At 74.5% G+C, this 15,967-nt stretch carries 15 protein-coding genes; 4 read left to right on the top strand and 11 right to left on the bottom strand.

All coding sequences use genetic code 11. The annotated features are described in order from the left end of the window. Positions 1–89: 89 nt before the first annotated feature. The 5 genes from ACIO9K_RS23580 to ACIO9K_RS23560 all read right to left on the bottom strand — a co-directional run bounded on the left by ACIO9K_RS23580 (position 90) and on the right by ACIO9K_RS23560 (position 8,083). Positions 90–1,442, bottom strand: a complete 1,353-nt coding sequence (locus ACIO9K_RS23580) for a protein phosphatase 2C domain-containing protein (protein ID WP_400332722.1) — start codon at positions 1,440–1,442, stop codon at positions 90–92. Positions 1,443–1,445: 3 nt separating this feature from the next. Beyond that, positions 1,446–4,046, bottom strand: a complete 2,601-nt coding sequence (locus ACIO9K_RS23575) for a tetratricopeptide repeat protein (protein ID WP_400332719.1) — start codon at positions 4,044–4,046, stop codon at positions 1,446–1,448. Between the two features lie 5 nt (positions 4,047–4,051). Further along, complete coding sequence (locus tag ACIO9K_RS23570) at positions 4,052–5,407, bottom strand: hypothetical protein (RefSeq protein WP_371519113.1); 1,356 nt, start codon at positions 5,405–5,407, stop codon at positions 4,052–4,054. A 192-nt stretch (positions 5,408–5,599) separates the two neighbouring features. After that, positions 5,600–6,574 carry a transporter substrate-binding domain-containing protein gene (locus tag ACIO9K_RS23565; RefSeq protein ID WP_363618811.1) on the bottom strand — a complete coding sequence of 325 codons (975 nt, stop codon included), beginning with the start codon at positions 6,572–6,574 and terminating at the stop codon, positions 5,600–5,602. A gap of 15 nt (positions 6,575–6,589) precedes the next feature. Then, positions 6,590–8,083 (bottom strand): hypothetical protein, encoded by a 1,494-nt coding sequence (locus ACIO9K_RS23560; protein ID WP_400332714.1) that lies wholly within the window; start codon positions 8,081–8,083, stop codon positions 6,590–6,592. Positions 8,084–8,456: 373 nt separating this feature from the next. Between ACIO9K_RS23560 and ACIO9K_RS23555 the strand changes: the two genes are divergently transcribed. Beyond that, positions 8,457–9,032, top strand: a complete 576-nt coding sequence (locus tag ACIO9K_RS23555) for a nucleosidase (RefSeq protein WP_244293463.1) — start codon at positions 8,457–8,459, stop codon at positions 9,030–9,032. 79 nt (positions 9,033–9,111) lie between these two features. Here the strand turns inward: ACIO9K_RS23555 and ACIO9K_RS23550 are convergent, their stop codons facing one another. Continuing rightward, positions 9,112–10,032 (bottom strand): sigma factor, encoded by a 921-nt coding sequence (locus ACIO9K_RS23550; RefSeq protein WP_400332711.1) that lies wholly within the window; start codon positions 10,030–10,032, stop codon positions 9,112–9,114. 168 nt (positions 10,033–10,200) lie between these two features. Here ACIO9K_RS23550 and ACIO9K_RS23545 point away from each other — a divergent pair, with 168 nt between their 5' ends. Then, positions 10,201–10,731 (top strand): hypothetical protein, encoded by a 531-nt coding sequence (locus ACIO9K_RS23545; RefSeq protein ID WP_400332708.1) that lies wholly within the window; start codon positions 10,201–10,203, stop codon positions 10,729–10,731. 146 nt (positions 10,732–10,877) lie between these two features. After that, entirely contained in the window at positions 10,878–11,675 is a 798-nt protein-coding gene (locus ACIO9K_RS23540) for an SDR family oxidoreductase (protein WP_400332705.1), read from the top strand. Positions 11,676–11,801: 126 nt separating this feature from the next. Here ACIO9K_RS23540 and ACIO9K_RS23535 read toward each other — a convergent pair whose 3' ends face one another. After that, positions 11,802–12,320 carry a hypothetical protein gene (locus tag ACIO9K_RS23535; protein ID WP_363618805.1) on the bottom strand — a complete coding sequence of 173 codons (519 nt, stop codon included), beginning with the start codon at positions 12,318–12,320 and terminating at the stop codon, positions 11,802–11,804. Positions 12,321–12,688: 368 nt separating this feature from the next. On the opposite strand from ACIO9K_RS23535, the gene ACIO9K_RS23530 reads away from it, so the two are divergent. Further along, positions 12,689–13,150, top strand: a complete 462-nt coding sequence (locus ACIO9K_RS23530; RefSeq protein ID WP_363618804.1) for a nuclear transport factor 2 family protein — start codon at positions 12,689–12,691, stop codon at positions 13,148–13,150. Here ACIO9K_RS23530 and ACIO9K_RS23525 read toward each other — a convergent pair. From ACIO9K_RS23525 to tgmA, 4 genes are all read right to left on the bottom strand, one after another. Next, positions 13,134–13,391 (bottom strand): hypothetical protein, encoded by a 258-nt coding sequence (locus ACIO9K_RS23525; RefSeq protein WP_363588636.1) that lies wholly within the window; start codon positions 13,389–13,391, stop codon positions 13,134–13,136. The genes ACIO9K_RS23530 and ACIO9K_RS23525 overlap by 17 nt on opposite strands. A 170-nt stretch (positions 13,392–13,561) precedes the next feature. Then, positions 13,562–14,707, bottom strand: coding sequence for an ATP-grasp peptide maturase system methyltransferase (gene tgmC / locus ACIO9K_RS23520; protein WP_363618803.1), 1,146 nt, complete (start codon positions 14,705–14,707; stop codon positions 13,562–13,564). Beyond that, positions 14,704–15,669 carry an ATP-grasp ribosomal peptide maturase gene (gene tgmB, locus ACIO9K_RS23515; protein WP_363632537.1) on the bottom strand — a complete coding sequence of 322 codons (966 nt, stop codon included), beginning with the start codon at positions 15,667–15,669 and terminating at the stop codon, positions 14,704–14,706. The genes tgmC and tgmB overlap by 4 nt, the downstream gene beginning before the upstream one ends. Then, positions 15,669–15,944, bottom strand: a complete 276-nt coding sequence (gene tgmA, locus ACIO9K_RS23510; RefSeq protein WP_363588642.1) for a putative ATP-grasp-modified RiPP — start codon at positions 15,942–15,944, stop codon at positions 15,669–15,671. Before tgmA ends, tgmB begins: the two co-directional genes overlap by 1 nt. Positions 15,945–15,967: the final 23 nt, after the last annotated feature.

Genomic DNA, 15,967 nt, shown 5'->3' with positions numbered 1-15,967 from the left:
ACGGATCGGTCGGTGGGGGCCGGCCGCGTCGGGGGCGGGCCGGCGGACCGGGTGACCGCCGGGGTCGGCCCCGGGCGGGCGGCGTCCGGTCAGGCCGTCGGCGGGTGCGGCGGCTGCGGGGGGACGGTGGGTGCGGCGGGAGCGGTGGGCGGTGCGGTGGGCGGTGCGGGGGGCGCCGGCGGGGCGGCGGGGGGCAGCGGGGCGGCGGGGGAGCCGATCACCGGGAGGTCCGGCAGGGTCGGCTCGTAGTCCTCGTCCTCCTCGGCGGCGCGCCTGGCACCCGCCGCGGTGATCAGCGGCAGGTCGAGCGCGGTGGCGGTCCGGGGGTCGTCCTCGTCCTCGCCCTGGTCCTCGGCATCGACATCGGCACCGACGCCGGCAGCGGCGCCCGCGGCCGGCGGGTCGATCGGCAGGACGGCGACGGTGATGTTGTCGTGGCCGCCGGCGGCGATCGCGAACTTCACCAGGGTCTGTGCCGCCCCGAGCGGTTCGGTGCGGGCGTCCGGCCGGACGAAGTACGCCAGGTCGGTGGCGGCCTCGGCGTAGTTCCACAGCCCGTCGGTGCAGATCAGCAGCACCCCGGGGACGTGCGGCGTGAAGTCGAGGGTGTGCGGGACGACCTCCTCGGCGTCGGCGCCGAGCCACCCGGTGATCGCGTGGGCGCGCGGGTCGGCGTACGCCTCGGCCTCGCTCATCAGCCCGGCCTCGACCATCCGGGCCGCCCAGGAGTCGTCCTGGGTGAGCCGGAAGGGCTCGGCGCCGGCGCGGTCGTCCGGGATCCAGTAGGCGCGGGTGTCGCCGACCCAGCCGATGGTGATCCGGCCGCCGGAGGCTATGGCGCTGACGTAGGTGCAGGCGGGCGCGTTGAGGTCGGGCCGGGCGGGCCCGGGGCCGGCCTGGGCGAGGTCGGCGACGGCCCCGGCGGCGTCGGCGATGGCCTGGCGCATGGCGGCGGTGGGTTCGCGGCCCGCCTCCAGGGCGCTCAGCAGCGACTCGGAGGCGGCGTCGACGGCGGTCTCGGAGGCCTCGTCCGGCCGGTCGGAGGAGGAGACGCCGTCGCAGACCACGGCGACCACGACCGGCTCGCCGCCGGGCAGCGAGGTGGCGGCGATGGTGAAGGAGTCCTCGTTGCGGTGGTGGCGCACGCCGCGGTCGCTGACCCCGGCGACGCCCGCGAGGGACTTCTCCATGTGGTCGCGCGGGCGCGGCTGGGCGCCGCCGCACGCCTCGCAGTAGCCGTCCGCGGTGACCTGCGGCAGCCCGCAGTGCGCGCAGACCGGCCCGTGCTGGGGCGGGACGCCCTCGGCCCGGCCGGTGGCCCAGTTCGCGGGCATCGCGCCCGGGGCGGTCCGGCCGTCCCGGCTGGCGCCGCAGGCGCCGCAGTAGGCGTCCTCCGGCTCCAGCGGTTCGGAACAGCTCGGGCACACGGTCTGCTGCGGCATCGGCTACACCCACGTCCTGGGGCGGGCGCGGTTGGCCCGCTCCACCATCTCGATCCTGGTCTCGGCCCGGTCGGCCAACCGGGCGAGTACCCGGTAGGACTGTTCCAGGGCGAAGCGCAGTTCCCGCTCCACCGCAGGTCGTCCCAGCACCGTGGTGCCGCCGCCCTGCTGGGCGCCGGTCGAGCCCGCGGTGACCCAGCCGAGGGCGGCGCCGAGCAGTTCGACGGCCAGTTCCTCGCGGCGGCGGTCGTCCAGGCGCAGCGCGGTCAGCTGGTCGGAGCTGGCGCCGAGGTCGGCGGCGAGCGGGTCGGTGGCGGGCCGTTCGCGCAGCCGGGCGCGGACGGCCGCGATCCGGGCGGCGGTGTACTGGTTGGAGGTGGCCGGGACGGACTCCAGGACGCGGACGGCACCGGGCCGGTCGTCCTCGGCCAGCCGGACCCGGGCGAGCCCGAAGGCGGCGCTGAGGTAGGCCGGGTCGGTGGTCCAGACCAGTCGGTAGAACTCGGCGGCGTCGCCGCCGTCGCCGAGGAGCTCGGCGCAGATGGCGAGGGCCAGCTTGGGGGCGGCCTCGCCGGGGAAGGCGTCGTAGACCGCGTCGAAGGCCTCGGCGGCGGCGCGCAGCCCGGCCTCGTCGGGCGAGGCCGGGCCGTCCGGCCCGTCCGGCCCGTGCGCGGCGCCGACGAGGGCGATCGAGCTGCCAGAACCGTCCGAGCCGTCCGGCCCGTGCGCGGCGCCGACCAGGGCGACCAGGCCGCGGTACCAGACGACCCGCCAGTCGTCCGGGTACTCCCGCTCCAGGGCGTCGAGGGCCTCCTCGGCGGCGGCGCGGCGGCCGAGTTCGAGGTGGGCGCGCAGTTCGCGCAGCCGCCGTTCGATGGAGAGGGCGGGCGCGCCGGCCAGGGCGGCGAGCGCCTCCTCGGGGTCGGTGGCGAGCAGGGTGGCGAGGAAGCCGGCGTTGGGGTCGCCGGGGTCGACGCGCGGGACGGGCAGCGCCAGGGCGGCGGCGGCCGGGTCGAGGGCGGTCACCAGGAGCTGTCCGGGCTGCTCGGTGGGCATGACCAACTCGGTGTCCACGACGCGTAGTTCGGGGCCGAAGAGGGTGGACAGGGCGGGCCGGGCCCGGCCGTCCTGGAGGGCGAGGATCTCGCGCAGCACGCCGGTGAGCTGGTCGGCCATCTCGTCGGCGGAGGAGAACCGGCGGGCCGGGTCCGGGTCGGTGGCGCGGACCAGGAAGCGGTAGTACGACTCGTAGCGGGCGAAGACCTCGACGTCCTCGGGGCCGGGCAGGGTGTCCCGGTAGGTGGTGCTGTAGCCCTGGAAGTCGAAGGTGAGCACCGCGAGGGTGCGGGCCACGGTGTAGAGGTCGGAGGCGGGGGAGGGGCCGTGGGTGGCGATCTCCGGGGCCTGGTAGCCGACGGTGCCGTAGATCGGGCCGTCGTGGTCGAGGCGGCAGACGGCGCCCATGTCGATGATCTTGAGCGCGTCGCCGCTCTGGATCACGTTGTCGATCTTGAAGTCGCAGTAGATCAGGCCCCGGCTGTGCAGGTACCCGAGCGCGGGCAGTGCCTCCAGCGCGTACGCGATCGCCTGCTCGACGGGCAGCGGCTCGCGCCGGCCGTCCGGGGTGCGGCGGTCGTTGGCGATGTCCTTGAGCGACTTGCCGCCGACGTACTCCATCACGATGTAGCCGTCGGTGGAGCCGGAGCCGAGGTCCAGGTGCTCGGCGAAGTTGATGATCCGGACGATGTTCGGGTGGTCCACCTCGGCCAGGAAGCGGCGCTCGGCGACGGCCACGGCGAGCGCGTCCTCGTCCCCGGTGTCCAGCAGGCCCTTCAGGACCACCCACTTGTCGTTGACCCGCCGGTCGATCGCCAGGTAGATCCAGCCGAGGCCGCCGTGCGCCAGGCAGCCCACCACCTCGTACTGCCCGCCGACCAGGTCGCCGCGGCGCAGCTTGGGCGTGAACGAGTACGGCGTGCCGCACTTGGTGCAGAAGCCGTCCGGGCGGCCCGGCCGGCCGTTCTTCTCCCGGCCCACCGGGGTCTCGCACTTGGAGCAGAACCGCTTGCGCTCCGGGACCTCCGGGTTCTCCAGCACCGCCAGCGACGGATCGGCCGTCTCGACGGTCGGCACCGTCACCAGGCCGGCGCCCAGCCGGTTGCGGGTGCCCGCGCTGACGCTGCCGCGGGTGCTGCGCACCGAGACCGAGCGGCTGCTGCCGGTGCGGGTCGAGCGGTGCGAGCGGGAGCGGCCGGACATCGAGCGGGCCGAGCCGGTGCGGGTCGAGCGGATCGAGCCGCTGCGCGCCGAGTCGGTGGAGAGCCGGGAGGACGGGACGTAGGGCTGGGTGACGCCGGTGTCGCCGCCGGGCGGGGTGAGGCCGCACTCGTCGCAGTAGCCGTCGGCGTCGATGGTGCCGGAGCAGTCCCTCGGGCAGGGCGCGCCGGGGCCGGCGGCCGGCGCCCCGGTGGCCTTGGAGGCCCCGGAAGCCCCGGAAGCCTTGGAGGACACCGCGGCCGGGGCGAGCCCGCACTCGTCGCAGTAGCCGTCCGCGTCGATCCTGCCGTTGCCGGAGCACTCCGGCCGTACGCACGTCCCGCCCATCAACCTCAGCCCCCCTGGACCTGTCCGTCGACCGGCGTCTGGCCGGTCGTCTCCTGTGCGGCCTCGGCCTGCGCCGGCCGCAGCGACTGCTGGAAGCGGGCCACCGCGGCGGCCGCCGCCCGCAGGTCGCAGGGCGCGCTCCACAGCAGCCAGCGCGCCTTCTCGTACCGCTCGATCACTTCCGGGTCCTCGGAGACCCGCAGCCGGGCGGCCATCGCCTTGTACGCGTCCAGCCGGCCGCGCAGTTCGGCGCGGACGGCCAGCGGCTGGGTCACCTCGGTGAGCGACTGCCGGGCCCGGGCCAGCTCCTTGGCGGCGGCGTCCTCCAGCGTGTCCAGCAGCGGCGCCAGCCGGCCCCACTGCCCGCCCTGGCGCAACTCCAGTGCCGTCACGATCCGTTCGCGCAGCGCCGAGGCCGGCCCGGGCACCGCCGGGACGTCGCTGGAGGCTATCTTCGCCAGCACCTCGCCGCGCGCCCGGCGGGCCTCGGCCAGGGTGGCGTCGGCCCGCTGGAGCAGGTCGCCGACGCCCTGGAGGCGCTCCTCGGCGTCGTCGCGCAGCCGCAGCAGGTTCTCCAGTTCCAGCCGGACGCCGTCCAGCGCCCGCCCGGCCCGGTCGAACCGCTCGGTGTCCACCACCCCGGCGGGGGTGGCGAAGGCGCCGCCCTCCGGCACGGTGCCGCGCTGGGCGGGCACCCGGGCCGGGCGCCACAGCGCCAGCGGGTCCTCGCGCACCTCGGCGCGCAGCCCGGTGAGGTCGGCGTCCAGCCCGGCCAGGTCGTCGGCGAGCGGGTGGCCGCCGGCCCGCACGCCGAGCGAGGCGGCGAGGTTGCCCACCCGGTGGAGTTCGGCCAGCAGCAGGTCGATCCGGGCCGGCAGCGCCGACCAGACCGCGTCGGCGGCGCTGACCACCTCCAGCACGGTGGCGTACCAGGAGTTCATCCGGGTCATCAGCGTGTCCAGGCTGATCCGCTCGACCAGCCGGGCGGGCGCGCCGAGCAGCTGCGGGCCGTCCGGCAGCGCGCCGCCGGGGACGGTCACCGCGTCGCCGGTGAGCAGTTCGCTCAGCTCGGCGAGTTCGGGCGCGCCGGGCTTGGCCTTGCGGGCCCGTACCGCGCGCGCCGAGGCCAGTGCCTCCGCGTAGCGGTCGAACAGCGCCCAGAGCAGCGGCAGGCCCTTCCCGGCGACGGACCAGCGCTCCAGCGTGCGCCCGGCCAGTTCGGCGCCGTCGAGCAGCCGCAGGCCCGGATGGTCCTGGAGGGCGAGCAGCGCCGACTCGACCGCGTCCCGCTCCGCGCCGAGGCGCGCCAGCGCGCGGTCCACCTCCTCCCGGCTCAGTACCGGGCCAGCCGAAGCCGCCAACGCCGTGTCCTTCCTTCCTCGCGTGCGATCCCGACGTACCTGACGTGCGATCCCACGACATCCCCCGTGCCCACCACCGGTCTCCCCGTGGTGATCGTCCCGAACCCTAGCCGGTGGCCGTTCGGGCGGAGCGGGCGGTGGGCGTCAAGACCGCGTCAACGGCCTGCTGACGCCCGTGCGCCGCCCGGTGCGTCAGCGGGCCGGCCAGTACAGGCCGGGGTCCTTGGAGTTCTCGGGCAGGTAGGGCTGGACCCACTGCTCGAACGACTTCTGCCAGCCCTTGTCCTTGTCCGCGTAGTAGTCGGAGATCACCTGGTTGACCCGGGCGGTGAGGTCGGTGCTGTTCTGGCGCATCGCGACACCGATCGTCTCCGGCTGTTCGAAGCCGTCCACCACCTTCACCGTCTGGTCCTGCGCGGCCTGGCCGACCGCCAGTTCGTCGTCGGTCATGGTGGCGTCGACCTTGCCGAGCTGCATGCGGACCAGGCAGTCGAGCTGGTTGGTCACCAGGACGAGCTGCTTGGCGCTCTTCTTCGCGTTCAGCACGTCCTTGGCCACCGAGCCGTCCGCGGCGCAGACCGTCCTGCCGCTGATCGCCTCGTCGAGGTTCCTGGCCGTGGACGACCGGGGCACCAGGACCCGCTGCTTGATGTTGAAGTACGACCGGGAGAAGGCGACCTTCTTCAGGTTGGCGCAGCTGATCGTCATGGTGCGGACGATCAGGTCGACCTGGTTGCCCGTGAGGGCGTCGACCCGGCCGGCGGTCGACACCGGCTTGAGCACCACCTTGGCCGGGTCGCCCATGACGGCCGCGCCGATCGCCCTCGCGAGGTCGATGTCGAAGCCTTCGAGCTCACCGGTGTTCGGGTTGCGGGCGCCCCAGCGGTAGCTGTTCTGGTCCACGCCGATGATCAGGGTGCCCTTGGCCTTGATGGCCTTCACCGCCGGGCCGTCCACGGTGCTCGGCGGCACGGTGCTGGTCAGGTCGCAGGACTCGGCCTGGTCCTGCCCGGCCTGTTCCTGCCCGGTCGACCGGACGGCCTGCGGTGCGCCCGTGGCGGACGCGGGCGCGGCGCCGGACGGCCCGCCCCCGCCGAGCACGGCCGCGCCGGCGGCCAGCAGCGCCAGCACGACGGCCGACCTGGTGCCTGCGGTTCTCCTGCGCATGTGTCCGTTCCCCCTCTACCGGTACTCGGCCAGTCGGCGGCCCAGGCCGCGCAGCGCGGCGGCCGCGGCCACCACGCCGAGCAGCGCGGCCGCGAGGGCGGCGAGCCGGAGGTCGCCCTCGGTGCCCCTGGCGGAGCGCTCGAAGTGGTCCTGTTCGGTGGTGGCGGCCTGGTCGAGCGCCTTGTCGGTGGCCTTGAAGGCGCCGTCCGCGGTGTTCGCCTCGGCGGCCGGGTCCGCCGTCACGGTCGCCTGCAGCGCGCCCTGGTAGTCGGCCTGCTGGGTCTCCAGGGCGTGCGCCGCGTCGTGCCGGGTGCGCCACGTCCCGTACTGCCGGTCGGCCTCGCCGATCTGCTGCCGGGCGTCCGCGGGGGCCAGGTCGAGGGCCTGGCGCAGCGAGCCGGAGTGCTGCTCCATCGGGACGTTCGCGGGCTCGCCCCCGGCGAGCTGCCGGGTGATCGTCGTCCACTGGTCCGCGTACGCGGTGGTGGAGCCGCGGGCGACGAGGTTCAGGTTCTCCGCCAGCCGGGCGGAAAGCACCTGCACCCGGGCGGTGTTGAGGGCCCGCAGCGGCTGCGCGCCCTGCTTCCAGCTCTGCTGGAGCGCGGCGTTGGTGGTCAGGCCGGTGACGGCCAGCCAGAGCGCCCCGGCCAGGACGGCGGCGGTGGCCCCGAGCAGGCCGGGGTTGAACACCCGGTTGGTGCGGCGGAACAGCGTCAGCTGCACCCAGACCAGCGCGCCGAGGGTGAGCACCCCCAGGCCGTACGCGGCCCACGGGCTGGACTTCGCCTCGGCGTAGTCCTTGTCCAGCTCGTCGTTCTCGATGGCGGTCAGCTCGGCGGCGCGCGGCAGCAGGGTGCCCTGCATCTGCTCGGAGGCGTACCGCAGGTAGGCGCCGCCGAGCGGCAGGCCCAGCCGGTTGTTCGCCCGCGCGGTCTCCACCAGGCCGGCGTAGACGGGGAGTTGCTTGCTCAGCTCGGTGAGCTTCTGGTACGCGGGGGAGCCGATGGTGGTCTGCGCGGCGGCCTTGGTGATCAGGTCGGTGGCCGAGGCCAGATCGTCCTCGTAGTCGCCGCGCACGGTCTTCGTCTCCGCCCCGGCGAGCAGGAAGCCGGTGGCCGCCGTGGTGTCGGCGCGGGCCAGCAGGCGGTGGATGTCGGCCGCGTCCTTGCTCAGCGGCTGGCTGTGCTGGACCACCCGGTCGGCGGCCTCCGCCTTGGTCTCCAACTGCCAGGCGGTCAGCGCGCCGAAGGCCACGGTCAGCACCGCGAGCACCGCCCCGGCCAGTCGCAGCCGGCCCGGCGCCGTCCGGGTGGCGTTCGCCAGCCGGGCCCGCAGGCCGGACAGGCCGCGCGGCGCGGGCCCGGCCGACGGCCGCCGGGCCGGCGCGGCGCCGGGTCCGGACGCCGGGACGCCCCGGACGCCCGGCACGGCCGGTGCCGTGCCCGGCGGGCCGCTCGGCCGTGCCGGGACCACGGCGCCCGGTGCGCCGTTACCTACTGGTGTTGCCACCCGCCTCATCCTCCCCAGGGGTCGGGCCCGCTGTCCGGGGCCCGGCCGATGCCAGCAGTATGGCCGTGACTCCCCGTGGCCACACCCGAATTGCGCCGATCTTGAGCTTGCCCCGCACGTGCCCCGCATGGGTCCCGCACGCCTCCGGGGCCCCCGCCGCCCGGCGGCCGGCGGTGAACCGTCCGACGCGGGATGCACCCTATGCGGTTCCTCGGACAGGCCGGAACGGCGAGGTCCGGTTGCCGCGTCGGCGCGCGGGGAGCCGAGGACGGACCCCAAGGCCGGCGGCGGGGGCGGTCCCGCGGTGACGCCACCGGTCCCGGCTCGGTCGGTGCACCCGGTTTCGGCGGGCACCCTCCGTACGATGGGCGGCATGCGCCTGCTTGGAACGATCACGCCCGACCGCCCGCTGCTCGTCGTCGCCGTGCGCGAGGAAGCCGCCCACCTCGACGACCGGCTGCCCGTCCTGCTCACCGGAATAGGGAAGATCAACGCCACCGCCGCGCTGGCCACCGTCCTCGCCCAGGGCGAGAAGCCGTCCGAGGTGATCAACCTCGGCACGGCCGGCGCGCTGCGCCCCGGCTGGGAGGGCACCCACCACGTCGTCCAGGTCATCCAGCACGACCTCGACACCCCGGCCCTGCTGGCGCTCACCGGCCGCAGCTACGGTGCCCCGCTGGTGGTCGGCAAGGGCGACGGGCCGGTGCTGGCCACCGGCGACCTCTTCGTCTCCGACCCGGCGGCCCGCGACCGGCTCGCCGAGCACGCCGACCTGGTCGACATGGAGGGTTACGCCGTCGCCGCCGTCGCCCACCGCTTCGGGGTGCCGGTGCGCCTGGTCAAGCACGTCAGCGACGAGGCCGGCGAGGGCGCGAGCCACACCTGGCGCGAGTCGGTCGACGCCTGCGCCCGCCACCTCGCCGACTGGGTCGTCGCGCAGGGCTGGTGACGGCGCGTCCCGGGGACGCGCGGCGCCGACCGGCGCGGGCGGGTGAGAGGGCGGTCGGCCTCCCTCTCGCCCGCCGCGTTCAGCCGCGGAACGCCGAGAGGTCCAGCGCCGCCAGCCGCTCCGGATCGGTGAGCACCTCGATCGCCGCGATCGCGCCGTCCACCACGGTGAACGCCATGACCGACAGCGGCCGCCCGCCCTCCCCGATCGCCACCGCGCCCGCGGCGCCGTTGACCAGCGCCGGGCGGGCGAACGGCGACAGCCCGCCCCACAGCACCGGCTGGTCGGCCACGGCGGCCGCGCCCGCCAGCACCACCGGGTGCCCGGACCGCACCGCGCCGCCGTCCGAGCGCAGCACCACGCCCGGGGCGAGCACGGCCACCAGCGCGCCCAGGTCGCCGGCGCGGGCGGCCGCGAAGAAGCCGTCCACGGCGGCCCGCTGACGGCCCGGGTCCGGGTCGGGCGCCGGCGCCTGGTCCTGAACCCGGTGGCGGGCCCGGTCGGCCAGCTGGCGGGTCGCGGCCGCCGTCCGCTCGATCAGCGGGGCGATCTCGGCGAACGGCACCGCGAACAGGTCGTGCAGCACGAAGGCGACCCGCTCGGCCGGGGCCAGCGACTCCAGCACCACCATCAGCGCCAGGCCCACCGAGTCCCCGAGCAGCACCCCCTGCCCGGGGTCGGCCACCCCCTCGCGCCGCAGCAGCGGGTCCGGGATGCGCGTCGGGCCCGGCTCACCCGCCTCGGCCTCCGGCGGCTCCTCGCGGCGCAGCTCCCGGCCGCGCAGCAGGTTGAGGCAGACCCGCGAGACCACCGTGGTCAGCCAGCCCGGGAGGTTCTGCACGTCGGAGGCGTCGGTGCGGTCGTAGCGCAGCCAGGCCTCGTGGACGGCGTCCTCGGCCTCGCTCACCGAGCCGAGCATCCGGTACGCCACGGCCCGCAGCCGGGGCCGCTGCGCCTCGAACAGTGCGGCCCGCTCGTCCGGAGGTAATTTCTCGTCCACCGTGTCACATTCCTTCGCCGCTGGGGGTCAGAGCAACAGGAGCCACCCAACAACGGCTGCGCCGTGGAGATCAACTCCCCACCCGGGGCGAGTCGGAGGCGAGGGCTGGCGAACACCCCCGATCGGCTGCCGTCGTGGGTGTCACCGCCGAGTTCTAGGCTGGCCGCCATGCCGACGACCCCGCTGCTCGACGCGATCCGCGCCAACCCCGCCGCCCTCGACTACCTGGCCTGGCCGGGCGACCTCAGCCTCGACCACTACCCGCACGTCGAGGAGGTGGTGCTCGCCTCCGGCGAGGCCCTGGAGCCGGTGGCCAAGGACGGCGCGGGCGGCACCTTCTTCCTGTGCGGGGAGGGCGGCGAGGAGCGTCCCGTCCTGTACGCCGACTCGGAGGGCGGCGCGGCGGTGCTGGCCGTCGGGCTGCCGGAGCTGGTCCGGCTGCTGCTGGCCGTGCCGTGGTGGCGGGACTGCCCGCGGCTGACGGTGGAGGAGAGCGCGGAGGCCGCGGAGGAGTACCTGGAGGACGAGCCCGGCCTGTACGCGGAGCGGGACGCGGCCGCCGCCGCGCTCGGCCTCGAAGTCCCGGGCGTGGCGGCGGCGTTGGCCCGGCTGCGGGAGGTCGCGGTCGGGCTCGGGCCTACGTACGTGCTGCTCAACGCCGAGGAGGGCGGCGCGTACGAGCCGTTGTTCCGGGCCTGAGCGGGTGGTCGTGCGGGTGGTCGTGCGGGCGGGTGGCATCAGCTCTCCGGCCCCGGGCATACATGAAGGGTTGTCCGGCATCGGGTCGTGACGGCGGGAGACCGGCCCCGGATCCGACCGGGGGCGGCACGAGGAAAGAGGCGATCGTGGGCGAACTGGACGGCAGGACGGCACTGGTGACGGGCGGCTCGCGCGGGATCGGGCGGGCGGTGGCACAGCGGCTCGCCGCCGACGGGGCGCTGGTCGCGGTCCACTACGGCGGCAACGAGGCGGCTGCCGCGGAGACCGTGGAGCTGATCGCCAAGGCCGGCGGCCGGGCGTTCGCGGTGCGGGCCCGGTTCGGCGAGAGCGGCGCGCTGGACCAGCTGTTCGAGGGCCTCGCCGCCGGGCTGGCGGAGCACGGCGAGCCCGGTGGGGACGGCGGGGCTGGCCTGGACATCCTGGTCAACAACGCGGGCATCCACCTGGCCGGGTCGATCGGGCAGCTCACGGAGGAGGAGTTCGACCGGTTGATGGCGATCAACGTGCGCACGCCGATCTTCGTGATCCAGCGGGCGATTCCGCTGCTGCGGGACGGCGGGCGGATCGTCAACGTGGCCTCGGCGGCCACCCGGATCGGCTCCCCGGTGCAGATCGGCTACACCGTCAGCAAGACGGCGCTGGTGGCCCTCGCCGCACCGCTCGCCAACGAGCTCGGCCGGCGCGGGATCACCGTGAACACCGTCAACCCCGGGGTGATCCTGACCGACATGACGTCCCAGTGGACGGGCGTCCCCGAGGCGATGGCCGGGCTCGAATCGATCACCGCACTCGGCCGGATCGGCCAGCCGGAGGACGTTGCGGACGTGGTGGGCTTCCTGGCGGGCCCGCAGGGCCGCTGGGTGACCGGCCAGACCATCGACGCCTCCGGCGGCACCTTCCTCGGTCCGATCCCGCCCGCGTGATCCCTTGGAGTGTCGAAAGGTCGGCGGGGTGGCAGCCCTCAGCGCCGCCACCCCGTTCGCTTCTCGGCACGGAAGGTGGGGTTCATTGAGCCAAACCCCACCTTGGGGTAATGCGTTGAGTTAGCGTCAGAACGCCGACGGGGGCTGAAGGGCCAGATCGAGGACGGACGCCCAGTGCTCGTTCGGTGCGGTGACGATCACGTAGCCCTCCTGACCGGGGAGGCGGGGGATCAGGGCGCTGCGGCAGCCGTGGCTGTGGTGGATCTCGACGGGGACGGGCTCGCCGTCCAGGCGGATCTCGCCGGCGCTGATGGATTCGGGGTCGAGCGGGCCCAGGTGGTGGCGCGGGTCGATGCGGCCGGAGTTGCCGAGGAAGTTGAAGAGCTGCGATCCGGGGGTGGTCAGGGACTTCACCCGGAAGCCGTCGGGGACGGGCCGGGAGGTCTGGACGATCGCGATGAACTCGCGTTTCAGGTGGTAGTTCAGATCGACGTGGCAGAGGTAGCCGTCGCTGCCCATCCGCCCGAGAAGGACGAACCACTCGGGCGGCGCGTCGCGCAGGACGGCGATCCGCCCGCCCCACTCCTCGGCGGTCTCACGGTCGGTGGGGATGTGGAACTTGCGCGGCTCGCCACTGCGGAACACGGGGATCCCCCAACTAATCGGTGAAAAAAGGCTGTTGAGTCACCAGTAGACCGCGACATGCCCGCGCGCGAGTGAATTCCCGCCCGGCGCCCGCCCGGGCCCTGCGATGGGATGACGGATGTCCCCCTGTTGTCCCGCCGGCTTCGGGCCGGCCGCCGAGTGCGGAGCCGCTCGACCGGGGCGGTCGTCCCGTCCGCCGCGTTCCTCCGATCCCGTTGTCGACCTTCACGTAGGGTGCGATCAAGCGGTCCCCAAGCCGGGCTTCAGAAGCGGATCTTGGAGGCCGTGGCCACATCCGCACACCCGAAGTCCCGGCCCATCGCTCGAAAGAGCTCGGCCGCGTGGTGACCGAACGGAGCCCAAGCGCCATGTCGGATACAACCTCCGCCAGCCCCGGCCCTCGTGAGGTCCTGGCCTGCTACCAGCGGGCGATGCTCGACAAGTCCGCAGACGACCTGGCCGATCTCTACACGGTCGACGCCGTCCACGAGTTCCCGTTCCTCTCTCCCGGCATGCCGGCGCGCTACGAGGGACGCGAAGCGGTCCGCGCGGGCTACCGGGCGGCCTGGGGCGCCAGCCCGGCGCAACCGCAGGAGATCCGCGAAGTCGCCGTACACGAGAGCACCGACCCCGAGGTGATCACCGTCGAGCAGGTCGTCACCGGGACCGTGACCACGACCGGCCAGGCCTTCAGCATTCCCGGCCTCCTGGTGATCCGGGTCCGCAACGGCCGGATCGTGCACGTCCGCGACTACATGGACGGGCTCGGTGTGGCCCACGCGATGGATCGACTGGCCGCCTTGGTCACCAGCCTCAGCGACCGCCACTGAAACCCAGCGGCCAGGTGGCCAGCACCTTCGTCAGCGACGCCACGTCGTACACCGTGTCCGGGCCCGGTCGGGCGTCGCCGCACTCGGGGGCGACGACGCCGGAGGCCAGGTAGCCGGGCTCGGTGTCGTGGGTGCCGTGGGCGATGACGCCGCCGGGGACGGTGGTGTCGGCGGTCATCAGGTCCAGGCAATCGCGCAACTCGGCGAGCGCGGTCGGGTTCCACGGCACGGTGAGGGTCATGGCCGCTCCTGGTGGACAGTCAGCTGGTCTCCGGGAGCGGCCAACTTCGGCAGTGGACTGCTGCATCCGTGCCGCAGGTGGTACGTGCCTCGGATCGTAGAGGCGCCGTCGGCCGCCAGGCGCCGGCTGATCGGCGTGGCGGGCTGGTCAGCGTGCTGCTGGGGCCGGGTTCAGATCGGCAGGTCCCAGCCCGGCCCGGTCTCGCTGCCGATCCAGACGCGCTGCCCGGAGGGGGAGACGGTGATGCCGAACTCCTCCTGGTGGGGTTCGCCGGCTGCCCGCCAGGTCTCGACGGCCTGTTCGACCCGGTCCCAGAGGGGCAGTGGGCCGCGTTGGATCACGGTCCATCCGCCGCCGTCGGGGTCCGGCGTGGTCCGGGCCTGGGAGCCGGTGGCTACGTCGGAGAGGATCTGGTGGCCGTCCGCGCCCATGCGTTCGGCGGAGGGGGCGGCGAGTTGGGCGATCCAGCTGCCGGTCCAGGTGCCGATGACCGCGGGGTCGATGCGGGTCGGCCGCTCGGCGCCGGGCAGCAGGGACAGGCTCGGGCGGGGCGGCCGGTCGTGCGGGCGGGCGATCATGAAGCTGGTGTGGCCGGGCAGGAACCGGCCGGTGGCGCTGCCGGGGCTGGTGACGGTGAGCAGGGCGAGGCCGGAGGCGTAGCTCCAGCCGGAGAGCGTGACGAGGATCTTGCCGCCGGGCTTCACCTGGTGCAGCCAGGGCAGGGGGAGGTAGCGGACCGCGCAGGTGGCGATGAGCCGGTCGTAGTCGCCGCCGTCGGGGTCCCCCCGAAGGCCGTCGCCGACGATCAGCCGGGGGGCGTAGCCGGTGGCCTTGAGCGCGGATGCGGCGGCCTCGGCCACCACCGGGTCGTATTCGATGCTGGTGAGGTGGGTGTCCCCGAGGCGGTGCGCGCCGAGGGCGGTCGAATAGCCGGTGCCGGTGCCGACCTCCAGGACACGGTGCCCGGCCCTGGTGTCGAGCTGGTGCCACATGCGCAGGACGAGGGAGGGGAGGGTGGACGAGGAGGTGGGCGAGCCGGGGACCGGGGCGCCGTCGACGTCGCGGGGGCGGGTCCGGCCGTCCAGCTGGGTGATCAACGTCCGGTCGGTGTAGATCCCGGCGAGCCACCCGGGCGAGGTGTCGAGCACCGCCCGGTAGCCGGTCGGTGAACTGCCCGGTACGGCCTCGAAGTAGGCGCCCGCGAAGGCCTCGCGCGGGACGGCCTCGGCGGCCTCGCGCCACGCCGGGTCGGTGAGCGCACCGTCCGAGGCGAGCCGGTCGACGAGGGCTGCGCGCAACTCGGTGGACTGGTTCACGGGTTGGGTCCCTTCTCTAGCTGGTTGGCGATGGCCTGGGCGATGGCGTCCGTCACCTGCTCGGGTTGCCAGGCCCATTGGCCGTTCGGGTTGCACTCCAGGAACTGCCAGGAGCCGTCGGGTGTCACGGCGAAGTCGAATGCGCCGTACACGAGGCGGAAGTCGGCGAGGTAGCCGGCGATGGACCGCGCGACGGGCGGGGGGACCGTGACCGGCGTGCAGGACATCAGGTTCTGCCGGCGCCGCCAGTCGAGGTCCGGGCTGGCGATCCGGAGCCCGAACAGCCGGTCGCCGACGGCCGTCACCCGGGCGTCGAACGCCTTCACCACCGTGGCCTGGAACAGGTGGGGGCAGACGGCGACCGCGTCGGTGATCTCGCGGGGTTCCACCTCCCGCACCCACACCGTCCGGGGCGTTCCGTTCACGGTGTACGACGTGTTCCACAGCGGTTTGTAGACGACCCCGCCGGTGTGCTGGGCAGCAAAGGCGCGCGCCTCCGCCGGGTCGTTCGTGATCAGGGTGTCCGGGAGCGTGAACCCGAGCCGCTGCGCGCTGGCCAGTTGCGCCGGTTTGTACTCCGCGGCCCGATTGTGCCAGGGGTGGTTGACGTAGTGCGCCCCCGGAAGGGAGGCGAGGATGCCCCCGGCACCCCACAGGGACTGCGTGGCGGCGAAGCGCCGGTCCTGGCCGTGCAGTTCGGGCGGTCCCTCGTAAGGGGAGGGACGTCGGACCCAGACCGAGCGCACGTGGGTCAGGTCGAGTTCCCGGCTCGGGGTGCGCAGGGTGCCCCGCCGGCCGCCCGTGCGGTACGCGGCGGTCAGCGAGGCACCCGTGTGCAGGTCGGTGCCGGGGTCGAGGCGAAGCACGCGAACGCGGCGCTGCGCGAGGATGCGCAGGACCACGTCGGTGGTCACGTCGTGAGGGTTGGTCAGCACCAGCACCGACCCGCGTTGGTGGGTCATCAGCCGGCGCTCTGGTCCTGGTCGTAGGACTCGGTGGTGTCCGAGTCGGTGGACCCGCCCGGTCCGGCCCCGTCACCGGGCCTGGTCGTGGTGGGCGTGAGGCCGCTGGTGCTGGTTCCGTGAGCGCCGAACTCGACCGTGCGGCCGCTGCCGTCCACGATCACGGCGATCTGCGTGTCGGGGTCGATGACGGGGGTGCCCGAGGGGACCGTGGTGGTCTCCGGGAAGGGGCGCATCCTGGTCGTGCCCCACGGCGGGGCGAGGGTGTGTGCCATCTGGCGTCTCCGTTTCGGTGTGT

The sequence above is a fragment of the Kitasatospora sp. NPDC087271 genome (genome assembly GCF_044744605.1).
Classification (GTDB): Bacteria; Actinomycetota; Actinomycetes; order Streptomycetales; family Streptomycetaceae; genus Kitasatospora.
This window is presented reverse-complemented; position numbering and strand designations above follow the sequence as displayed.